This window comes from Maribacter sp. C-4077 (assembly GCF_055378385.1).
The window spans coordinates 3,249,831-3,260,745 of the sequence record NZ_AP038807.1; the positions used below are offsets into that span (position 1 = coordinate 3,249,831).

General features: G+C 51.3%; 9 protein-coding genes and 2 pseudogenes. 8 read left to right on the forward strand and 3 right to left on the reverse strand.

The window, feature by feature from the left end:
- Positions 1–138: 138 nt before the first annotated feature.
- Positions 139–1,359 (reverse strand): hypothetical protein, encoded by a 1,221-nt coding sequence (locus tag ACZ41C_RS13905; RefSeq protein WP_464565781.1) that lies wholly within the window; start codon positions 1,357–1,359, stop codon positions 139–141.
- Between ACZ41C_RS13905 and ACZ41C_RS13910 the strand changes: the two are divergent.
- The 3 genes and pseudogenes from ACZ41C_RS13910 to ACZ41C_RS13920 all read left to right on the forward strand — a co-directional run.
- Positions 1,291–1,668 (forward strand): annotated as a pseudogene (locus ACZ41C_RS13910) (galactose oxidase-like domain-containing protein); the annotation flags it as partial. The gene ACZ41C_RS13905 and the pseudogene ACZ41C_RS13910 sit on opposite strands and share 69 nt — an antisense overlap.
- A 105-nt stretch (positions 1,669–1,773) precedes the next feature.
- Positions 1,774–2,472, forward strand: a pseudogene (locus ACZ41C_RS13915) (LamG-like jellyroll fold domain-containing protein); the annotation flags it as partial.
- A 48-nt stretch (positions 2,473–2,520) separates the two neighbouring features.
- A complete protein-coding gene (locus ACZ41C_RS13920) occupies positions 2,521–5,883 on the forward strand; it encodes a PKD domain-containing protein (protein WP_464565765.1) in 3,363 nt (1,120 codons plus the stop codon).
- A gap of 7 nt (positions 5,884–5,890) precedes the next feature.
- Here ACZ41C_RS13920 and ACZ41C_RS13925 read toward each other — a convergent pair whose 3' ends face one another.
- Together ACZ41C_RS13925 and ACZ41C_RS13930 are read right to left on the reverse strand one after the other, a co-directional pair.
- Entirely contained in the window at positions 5,891–6,631 is a 741-nt protein-coding gene (locus ACZ41C_RS13925) for a tyrosine-protein phosphatase (protein WP_464562281.1), read from the reverse strand.
- A gap of 573 nt (positions 6,632–7,204) precedes the next feature.
- The gene (locus ACZ41C_RS13930) at positions 7,205–7,357 is read right to left on the reverse strand and encodes a hypothetical protein (RefSeq protein WP_464562283.1); all 153 of its coding nucleotides are present in this window, start codon (positions 7,355–7,357) and stop codon (positions 7,205–7,207) included.
- A gap of 135 nt (positions 7,358–7,492) precedes the next feature.
- Here ACZ41C_RS13930 and ACZ41C_RS13935 point away from each other — a divergent pair, with 135 nt between their 5' ends.
- From ACZ41C_RS13935 to ACZ41C_RS13955, 5 genes are all read left to right on the forward strand, one after another.
- Positions 7,493–9,055, forward strand: coding sequence for a protein adenylyltransferase SelO (locus ACZ41C_RS13935; protein ID WP_464565767.1), 1,563 nt, complete (start codon positions 7,493–7,495; stop codon positions 9,053–9,055).
- Between the two features lie 10 nt (positions 9,056–9,065).
- Positions 9,066–9,320 carry a peptide methionine sulfoxide reductase gene (locus ACZ41C_RS13940; RefSeq protein WP_464562285.1) on the forward strand — a complete coding sequence of 85 codons (255 nt, stop codon included), beginning with the start codon at positions 9,066–9,068 and terminating at the stop codon, positions 9,318–9,320.
- Between the two features lie 106 nt (positions 9,321–9,426).
- Positions 9,427–9,930 carry a peptide-methionine (S)-S-oxide reductase MsrA gene (gene msrA / locus ACZ41C_RS13945; RefSeq protein ID WP_464562287.1) on the forward strand — a complete coding sequence of 168 codons (504 nt, stop codon included), beginning with the start codon at positions 9,427–9,429 and terminating at the stop codon, positions 9,928–9,930.
- Between the two features lie 154 nt (positions 9,931–10,084).
- The gene (locus tag ACZ41C_RS13950) at positions 10,085–10,294 is read left to right on the forward strand and encodes a hypothetical protein (RefSeq protein WP_240042723.1); all 210 of its coding nucleotides are present in this window, start codon (positions 10,085–10,087) and stop codon (positions 10,292–10,294) included.
- A gap of 110 nt (positions 10,295–10,404) precedes the next feature.
- Complete coding sequence (locus ACZ41C_RS13955; RefSeq protein ID WP_464562289.1) at positions 10,405–10,827, forward strand: HYC_CC_PP family protein; 423 nt, start codon at positions 10,405–10,407, stop codon at positions 10,825–10,827.
- Positions 10,828–10,915: the final 88 nt, after the last annotated feature.

Consider the following 10,915-nt stretch of genomic DNA (forward strand, 5'->3'; position numbering starts at 1 on the left):
ATCGGATTTGATATTTTCTTTGCTTCAATTCCTTATTTTCAACGCTATTTTAGATGAAGATTCCCCAAAACTAATTTCTAAAATAGTGTTACAATGTATGTCAAGAATTATTGGGGCTTGACCAATTATTTTCTCTGGTTATTTATTTTCATTTTTTCTTCTGTCCATTCCCAGCAGGAGTCCGTACAGGGTTCCTGGGGCGACCCGATACAGTTCGGCATCGTCCCTGTTGCGGTCGCGAACCTTCCTGACGGCCGTTTGCTGACCTGGTCCTCCCAGTTCAGGAACACCTTCGTGGAAGCTGGGGACGGTGCCACCTTCTCCCAGTACTTCGATCCCTTCGCCAACGGCGGCCTGGGCGGTGTGGACGGTCCGGAGTTCACCATCAACACGGACCATGACATGTTCTGCCCCGGCATCAACAACCTTCCGGACGGGCGTATCCTGTCCGCGGGGGGCACCAGTAGCGAGCGCACCAGTATCTTCGATCCCCAGACGGGCCTTTGGAGCGTGGCCTCTGAGATGAACATACCCCGCGGCTACCAGGGCAACGTCACCATGCGCGACGGCAACGTCTTCACCGTTGGCGGCTCCTGGAACGATTACAACAGTAACAATCCCAACGACCCCTTGCGCAACGGCGGCAAGGACGCGGAGGTCTGGTCCCCAACTACGGGCTGGATCACCCTTGGCAACATAACCGGCGAGGACATCTATACCGCCAACGACCTTGCACAGGAGAACCAGGGGCTCTACCGGGTGGACAACCACGTATGGCTCTGGCCCGCGCCCAACGGCAAGCTCTTCCACGCAGGCCCCGGCGAGATGATGCACTGGATAGACCCGGAGGTCCCCGGCGGGGAAATACTGGAGGCCGGTATACGGCGCGACCTTGGGGCCGGACAGACGGACGGCTATTCCATGAAGGGCAACACGGTGATGTTCGACGCGGGCAAGATCCTCAAGACCGGGGGCGCCCCGGCCTATGGCGACGACAACGTCATACAGGTGCCCGCGAGGAACAACTCCTTTGTGATCGACCTCAACGGGGTGGCCTACGGGGCCGCCCCCCCGGTAGAATATACCGGCAACATGGCGAATCTCCGTACCATGCACAACAGTACCGTGCTCCCCAACGGGGAGGTACTGGTCACCGGCGGGCTTGAGGGCGCGGCGGTGTTCACGGACCAGACGGCGGTGTACCCCGCGGAGATCTTCAACGAGCAGACCGGTTGGCGTACCGTTGCCGCCATGCAGGAGGCCAGGACCTACCACAGCGTGGCCATCCTCATGGTGGACGGCAGGGTGTTCGTGGGCGGCGGCGGGCTCTGTGACGGCACCCCCGACTGTGTAAACCATTTCAGCGCGGAGATATACAGCCCGGCCTACCTGTTCGATGCCAACGGCGACCTGGCCCAACGGCCCGTCATAGGCACCCTTACCGGGAACACCCTGGGGACGGGCCCTTACAACAACAACCCACAGGCGGACTACGGCGACGTGCTGCAGGTCTCCACGGACGTACCCGTGGCGAGCTTCAGCCTGATACGCTTCTCCGCCGCCACGCACTCCACCAACAACGAGCAGCGCCGCATACCCCTTGCCACGACATTGGGAACGGACCATTCGCTCACGATTCCCGGCAGGGACCTGCTTCCACCGGGATATTACATGCTATTCGCCATGGACGCCAACGGGGTGCCCAGCGTGGCACGGACCCTTAGGATAGGTACCGCGCTGCCCCTGGCCAACAACCCAAACCTGGTACTGGACATGCGCTTCGACGAGGCCTCCGGCACCACGGTGGCGGACTCCTCCGGCAACGGCAACGACGGTACCGTGCTGCAACGGGACGACCAGGGCGACCCGGTGGCCGCCGTGGACCACAGCTTCGTGGACGGCCTCTTCGGCAACGCCATCGAATTTGACGGCAAGGAACATACCAGCAACTCCATCATCGACATCCCCTACGACGCCTCCTTCGGGAACATTACGGACCGGTTCACCATGAGCGCATGGGTATGGCGCGACGCGGAAAGCGGCGTCCCCGAAAGGGGCGGCAGGATCGCCAACGTGGCCGTGCTGGGGCACGACTACCAGGACGGCATCGGTGCCAATGGCATCTTCTTCGGGTTCCACAACACCCTCTACAAGATGTCCTTCCGTACCAACACGGGCTATTACGACAACTATGCCGGCTATGCGCCCCTTGCCGGATGGAACCATATCGTGACCACCTATGACGGCAGCACCTCGAAGCTCTACGCCAACGGCGTGCTGATCGGCGAGGTGGCCGCCTCGGGCAGCGTCGCGCTCAACGGCGACACGGGCTCGGACCTGAGCAGGTTCACCCTCTCGGGCTTCTACGACTTCAGGCCCATGCCGGTATTGCCCTACGGCAACAGCAGCGGCATCACCGACGAGGTGGACGGCCGCCTGGACGAGGTGAGGATATACTCCAGCGTACTGGGCGCGGAGGAGGTGCGCCAGCTCTTCGAGGAGGGGCTCGCCACCGGGGAGGTGCTCTCCGGCGACTGCCAGAACAGTACCATCGTCTTCGAGTACAAGGTGGGAGACGGCCCCTGGCAGACCAACGCCAACAACCGCATCGTGGTCCAAGAGGGCCAGGAGGTCTTCCTCAGGGCCAGGAACTATACGGAGCCCTATTTCATCGCCACGCAGATCGTGGACGGGCCCACCTTTTCCTCCACCGTGGACTTCGGGGCCGACGGCTACCAACTGGACACGGACAGGCCCGGCGCGGCCAACCCCTTGGGGGACGGCCTGATAGACACGGCGGACCGCGGCTACTATACCCTGACCACCGCCGACGGGTGCCCCACCACGGTCTTCGTGGAGGTCACAAGGGCCTGCGACCCGGGGGACACCCCCATCCAGGCCGAGTACAACATCAACGGCACATGGTCCAGCGGGGCGGCCTCCATCACCCTCTCCGAGGGCGACAGGCTGCAGCTCAGCGTACTGCCCAACAACGCGCCCTTTCCGAACGCCAGCCCCGAGGTATACCCCATAAGCATCATCCTGCCCAACGGGAACAGCGTGGGCGACGGTTTCGTCATAGACCCGGTCACCGCGAACAACGCCGGCACCTACCAGTTCGTCTCCGCACAGGGATGTACGGACCTTCTGGAGGTCGTAGTGGACCCCGTGGCCCCGTGTTCCGGGGAGATCATACCGGAGTACCGTTTGGACGGCCGCTGGTTTTCCGGTGACAGCCGTTTGGAGGTATCGGAGGGCACGGAGGTGCTGTTGAGCATGCTTCCCAACGGGATAGGCGTGACGGTGGGCTTTCCCGACGGCAGGGAGTTCGGCGACAACGTGAGCCTTGGCAACGTGGACGCCTCGGATTCTGGCGTTTATGTCCTGACCTCCGAGGAGGGCTGTACCGCGTTGATCGACCTTGTGGTTGTGACGGAGGGTCTTTCCGGGCCTACGGCCTTCGCTACGGCGGACGTACTTACGGGTCCTTATCCTCTCACGGTGTCCTTTGACGGTACGGGCTCCACGGACGACCTGGGCATCGGTTCGTATCTTTGGGATTTTGGCGACGGCGCGACTTCGGCCCTGCCTTCCCCGGTCCATGAGTATGGCGCACCGGGCGTTTATGGAGTCCGTCTTACGGTAACGGATACCGACGGGTTGACGGACACATCCGACCTGACCGTTACGGTAGTGGACCCCGTGGCCCCGTGTTCCGGGGAGATCATACCGGAGTACCGTTTGGACGGCCGCTGGTTTTCCGGTGACAGCCGTTTGGAGGTATCGGAGGGCACGGAGGTGCTGTTGAGCATGCTTCCCAACGGGATAGGCGTGACGGTGGGCTTTCCCGACGGCAGGGAGTTCGGCGACAACGTGAGCCTTGGCAACGTGGACGCCTCGGATTCTGGCGTTTATGTCCTGACCTCCGAGGAGGGCTGTACCGCGTTGATCGACCTTGTGGTTGTGACGGAGGGTCTTTCCGGGCCTACGGCCTTCGCTACGGCGGACGTACTTACGGGTCCTTATCCTCTCACGGTGTCCTTTGACGGTACGGGCTCCACGGACGACCTGGGCATCGGTTCGTATCTTTGGGATTTTGGCGACGGCGCGACTTCGGCCCTGCCTTCCCCGGTCCATGAGTATGGCGCACCGGGCGTTTATGGAGTCCGTCTTACGGTAACGGATACCGACGGGTTGACGGACACATCCGACCTGACCGTTACGGTAGTGGACCCCGTGGCCCCGTGTTCCGGGGAGATCATACCGGAGTACCGTTTGGACGGCCGCTGGTTTTCCGGTGACAGCCGTTTGGAGGTATCGGAGGGCACGGAGGTGCTGTTGAGCATGCTTCCCAACGGGATAGGCGTGACGGTGGGCTTTCCCGACGGCAGGGAGTTCGGCGACAACGTGAGCCTTGGCAACGTGGACGCCTCGGATTCTGGCGTTTATGTCCTGACCTCCGAGGAGGGCTGTACCGCGTTGATCGACCTTGTGGTTGTGACGGAGGGTCTTTCCGGGCCTACGGCCTTCGCTACGGCGGACGTACTTACGGGTCCTTATCCTCTCACGGTGTCCTTTGACGGTACGGGCTCCACGGACGACCTGGGCATCGGTTCGTATCTTTGGGATTTTGGCGACGGCGCGACTTCGGCCCTGCCTTCCCCGGTCCATGAGTATGGCGCACCGGGCGTTTATGGAGTCCGTCTTACGGTAACGGATACCGACGGGTTGACGGACACATCCGACCTGACCGTTACGGTAGTGGACCCCGTGGCCCCGTGTTCCGGGGAGATCATACCGGAGTACCGTTTGGACGGCCGCTGGTTTTCCGGTGACAGCCGTTTGGAGGTATCGGAGGGCACGGAGGTGCTGTTGAGCATGCTTCCCAACGGGATAGGCGTGACGGTGGGCTTTCCCGACGGCAGGGAGTTCGGCGACAACGTGAGCCTTGGCAACGTGGACGCCTCGGATTCTGGCGTTTATGTCCTGACCTCCGAGGAGGGCTGTACCGCGTTGATCGACCTTGTGGTTGTGACGGAGGGTCTTTCCGGGCCTACGGCCTTCGCTACGGCGGACGTACTTACGGGTCCTTATCCTCTCACGGTGTCCTTTGACGGTACGGGCTCCACGGACGACCTGGGCATCGGTTCGTATCTTTGGGATTTTGGCGACGGCGCGACTTCGGCCCTGCCTTCCCCGGTCCATGAGTATGGCGCACCGGGCGTTTATGGAGTCCGTCTTACGGTAACGGATACCGACGGGTTGACGGACACATCCGACCTGACCGTTACGGTAGTGGACCCCGTGGCCCCGTGTTCCGGGGAGATCATACCGGAGTACCGTTTGGACGGCCGCTGGTTTTCCGGTGACAGCCGTTTGGAGGTATCGGAGGGCACGGAGGTGCTGTTGAGCATGCTTCCCAACGGGATAGGCGTGACGGTGGGCTTTCCCGACGGCAGGGAGTTCGGCGACAACGTGAGCCTTGGCAACGTGGACGCCTCGGATTCTGGCGTTTATGTCCTGACCTCCGAGGAGGGCTGTACCGCGTTGATCGACCTTGTTGTGGTCCCTACAGGAGTTTCTTTAAAAGGTGGCACGCAGTTAATTAGTAAAAAAGAAAATTTTAGTGAAAATAGTTTTGTTCAAGTAATTCCAAATCCTGTATTGAGTGATTTAAATATTCATTCATCTCAGGATTTTCAGATAATTCGATTGGAAATTTATACCATTGATGGGAGAAAAATAACATCTATTTTATTTGAGGATGACGATAAGAACAATCATTCAATAAATGTGGAAAAATATCCTGCAGGTATATATTTTATGGTTGCTTTTGATAGTTTAGGTCAAAGAATTACCAAACAGTTTATTATTAATAGATAAATCTTGTTTAGTAGAATGTGTTTATAGTTTTGGAAATCAAAGAATCAAATTTACCGAAATACTTAGGGCTTATTTTTATATTTTTTAAAGCATTTAATTGGGCTACATTGTGAACGTCACTTCCTAAAAAATCATACATTTCTTGCTCCAAAAGTGTAAATGAAGCTTTTAGAATCTCTTTACCATAATATCCACCGAACGAAAGTAGGTTTCCTTGGAGTTTTAGTCCATTCCTTTTCATTTTTGAAAAGTGTTTTTTGTTGTTTTTTAAGTATAAATATCTTTCAGGATGTGCGAGTATTGAAAATATTTGTAAGTCATTGATACTTTTAAACGCCTGATTAAAATTGATGCTTGGCTGTAAATAGCTCATTTCTATCAATAAATAGTGTTTTTTTATAGGTAAAATCGAATTTGATTCTATTAAACCCCCAAACCCCGCATCAATCATGTGTTCTGCGGCAGCTTCTATACGAACGTGGTTCAAATCGTTCATTTTTAAACCGTTTTTTAAAAGCACCAAGGAATTATGGATGGTATCCGGCGTATTGGGATAATAGTTTTCCATAATATGGGGCGTACAGATAAAATCCGTCACACCAAACGCACCAAAGCCTTTGATGAGCTCCAAAGAATCTTCCACTGTTTTGGCCCCGTCATCAATGCCCGGCAGTATGTGGTTGTGGATGTCCACAAAGCCATTTAAGTGGTCGATCAAAAAATGCTTCTTTGTAAAAAAACTGAACATTGATCGGGTTTAAGATTTTTTTGAAAGTACCTTTTTCTATTTTTTAAAATCGGTCCTGTTCATGTTTTAAGGGTCGAAGATATTTTATTTCTAGCAGGAAGTACAAGGAATCTTGTAGATTTTTAACCCTGAATATGCATTTGGGGAGCGTCGTGAAGGTGAAAAGCGCAAAAAAGTAAACTACCTTGGGGCAAGCCCACCAGGCATTCGAAGGAAACATATTTTGAATTTCGAGGCCTGCCCGACAAGCATTCAGGCGGGCAAGCCTCGGAGTATAATACCCTTTGTCGGTGCCAATAAAGTGGTTTGGAAATTTTAACATAGCACCGCTATAGTGAAATTGAAAACGCAGCATACCGTTTTATTTTGAAGACCTGCCTGCCAATTGGGTAGGGATTTTTAGCTATAACAGCTTTTCTAGTGCATAATTCGGGTTTAACTTCGTTTACGGAGCTACCAATATTTTATTCTATATATTTAGCATATTTTTCTGTTGTGTATTCAGGGTTTGCATAGTAAGAATCGCGAAACATTTTAGCTGCACCCATCTTCGGGTTAAGAGGGGTGGTCAGCTTAGGGAACGGAGAGTTCGACCTGACCTAAAATTTGGGTACTATCCCTGTGTCTTTGGTCTGTCATTATGGTCCTTGCTTTATAACCCTCCGGCGCTAGGTAGGTCGCGCCACCTCCCTTTATCAAAAGGGAGGAGCCCTTAATACTACCCAAAATCTAATGAAACCCTCATCGAGGGATTTGTTTGATAAGTTAAATACCTCTAAAAACGGAATTGTTTATGAATGGATATGTTTGCAAACCTTGGTAATTTTGGTATATTGAGAATAGCATAGAATCATGATCGACATCAAACTGAATATACGGGATAAATTCAACAAAGAACTACCTTCAGACCCAAGGACAGATACGGCTCGACGTCAGGTAACGGAAGCTTGTTTTTCCTTTGTAAGGCCCAAGGAGCCCGGCAATCCTACGTTGCTTCATGTTAGTCCGGAAATGTTGGAGGCCATGGGACTGGATAGTTCCACAGCGGCTTCGGAAAAATTCTTAAAAGTGTTTTCAGGAGCAGAGGTACTCAAAAATACCCATCCGTACGCCATGTGCTATGGAGGGCATCAGTTTGGTAATTGGGCGGGACAGCTGGGCGATGGTAGGGCTATTAATCTCTGTGAAGTAGAACACGAAGAAAAGAAATGGGCTTTGCAACTAAAGGGAGCGGGGGAGACCCCGTATTCAAGATCGGCGGATGGGCTGGCCGTGCTACGTTCCTCCATCCGGGAATATTTGTGCAGTGAGGCCATGCATCATTTGGGAATTCCTACGACAAGGGCCTTATCGCTCATGCTTAGTGGCGACCAGGTCCTACGGGATATGCTGTATGATGGTAACCCCCAATACGAAAAAGGCGCCATTGTCTGTCGGGTTGCGGAATCGTTTATTCGGTTCGGGAATTTTGAGATATTCACTTCCCGAGGAGATCATGAGACCCTCAAAAAATTGGTCGATTTTACCATAACAAACCACTTTCCGCATTTGGGAGTGCCTGCTAAGGAAATCTATTTGAAGTTTTTCCAAGAAGTGGTACATCGGAGTCTTAAAATGGTCATCCATTGGCAACGCGTGGGTTTTGTTCATGGGGTGATGAATACCGATAATATGTCCATTCTGGGGCTTACCATCGATTATGGCCCATACGGTTGGTTGGAGGGGTATGATCCTGGTTGGACCCCCAATACTACGGACCGCACGTATAAGCGGTACCGCTTTGGGACACAACCACAAATCGTATTATGGAACCTTTTGCAATTGGCGAATGCCCTATATCCCTTGATCGAGGAGGCAGAACCCTTGGAAGATATTTTAATGGGGTATAGGAACGACCTACCGAAAGCGTATCAAAACATGATGCGACAAAAACTGGGACTAACAACGGAACAGCAGGCGGATTCCCAATTGATAACCGATCTGGAAGCCGTGCTTCAGGCTTCCGAAACGGATATGACCATTTTCTTTAGGCAATTGGCGAACTATAAAGGGGAGGGAAGTATCCCGGGAATCAAAGTCGTACAGAAAGCCTTTTATTCTCCAAAGGAAATAGATGGCGAGATAAAGGAGCAATGGGACCAATGGTTTTTGAACTATTCCGAAAGGCTGAAACATGAAAATTCGGCTAATGACAAACGTAAAAAAGCCATGAACAAGGTAAATCCAAAGTATGTCTTGCGCAACTATATGGCCCAATTGGCCATTGATGCTGCAGATACGGGAGATTATTCCTTGATAGACGAATTGTTTAAATTGCTAAAAAGGCCCTACGATGAACAACCCGAAAAGGAAAAATTGTTTGCCAAAAGACCGGATTGGGCCCGACATAAAGTCGGTTGTTCGATGCTCTCCTGCAGTTCCTAAAAAATAGGTAATGGATTTTCAAAAATTTCCAGAGGGGTATTCTACAGGAATGTATCGGGGTAAAAAATATGGTATAAGCAAGACTACCTTCAATAAAGGAAAGTCCTTTAAGCTATATGCCGAGGAATTGGGGGTAAGCGATTTTATAAGTATGAATTTCTATAGCACACAGGAAAAAGAGTTGTTGAAACCTTGTGAAATGCCCGAAGCAAAGGTGGTCGATTTTTTAAATAAAGTAAGGCTTCTGAACACAATGGAATCATGAAAAATGGGAAATCCTTTTCACATTGTCCAACAATTCTAAGAGGTATAAATTTCCAATATGGGACGTATCTATGCGAGTAACCAGTAGTATCATAAAATAAAAATCAATGAACGAGTATAAAAAAGCGTATATAGCCGGAGGTTGTTTTTGGGGAATGGAGGACCTTTTCAGGAAGCGTCCCGGGGTAGTGGATACCGAGGTGGGCTATCAAGGTGGCGAGAACGAAAACCCCACCTATCATAATCATCCAGGCCATGCCGAAGGTATTGAGATTACCTATGATCCGGAGAAAACTTCGTTCAAGGAGTTGTTGGATTTTTTCTTTCGGATGCATGATCCCACCACGGTAAACAGGCAGGGGAACGATCGCGGTTCCAGTTACCGGTCGGCTATTTTCTATCAAAACGATACCGAAAAGAAGGAAGCGGAGGAAGTCATTGGATTAGTGGATGAGTCGGGAAAATGGCCATCCAAAGTAGTGACCACCTTGGAGCCATGGACCACCTTTTGGCCTGCCGAAGACTACCATCAAGACTATTTGGTGAAAAACCCCAATGGATATACCTGTCATTTTGTTCGTTTTGAGGATAGCGAGGCATTTTTAAAATAGCGAAACTGTGCGGTACGATTTCATGAAAAAGTGGTTGAATGGAACTGTTTTTCTTGCGTAATTGCTTAGTAATCCGAAAATCTAATCCTAGGATGTGGATATATTTGGAGAAAGTGATTATTTTTACTTTCAAAGTATGCTACATCACCGTATTGTGAATTGTACGAAAACCAACTTTGTTCTACTCACCGAATCCGGCTCCTACTTTGTAGAGTATCTTTTGGGCGAATTGGTTCTTTCCCCGTCCATATCCGAAGCATGGATTTTTAACGATGCCGATATTGCCAGAAAATTCCAGAATCGCTTGTTCGATACATTCAAGCTGTATACCTCGGTCAATAGTTTTATCGATATTGAAAATTAGAAAGTGCCTTCCCAAAAAGGGACACTTTTTTCAATATCAATGCGTTATGGAACTAAACATTTCTTAAAGTCCGATTTCAAATTGGAAATTTTATAACTTTGCATTCGGTTATGAAAGCAAGCATTCATAAAATATCGGCGATTGCAATGGCACTTTTGGTGTTGTTCTCCACAATGTCCTTCACAGTGGACATGCACTATTGTGGAGACCACTTGGTGGATTTCAGCTTGTCCAGAAATGTGGATACTTGCCTAATGAATGCCAAAATGACCAAGTCACCCAGTGATTGTCCCATGATGGAAATGAAAATGGACTGCTGTTCTGACGTGGAAGTTGTCTTCGAAGGCCATGATGACTTAAAGCTGTCATTGGACCATTTTTCTTTTGACCAACACGTATTCGTTGTTTCCTTTGTATATGCTTACATAAACCTATTTGAAGGTTTTGAGGCTGATGAGGTATATTTCAAGGATTATTCTCCGCCCCCTTTAATACGGGATGTGCAGGTGCTGCACCAGACTTTTTTAATTTGATGTTTTAGACGGAAGTCTACCGTTCTGGTAGATTGCAAGCCCAATGATAGCAATTCATTTGGGCAAAACGTGTTATTTTCACAACACG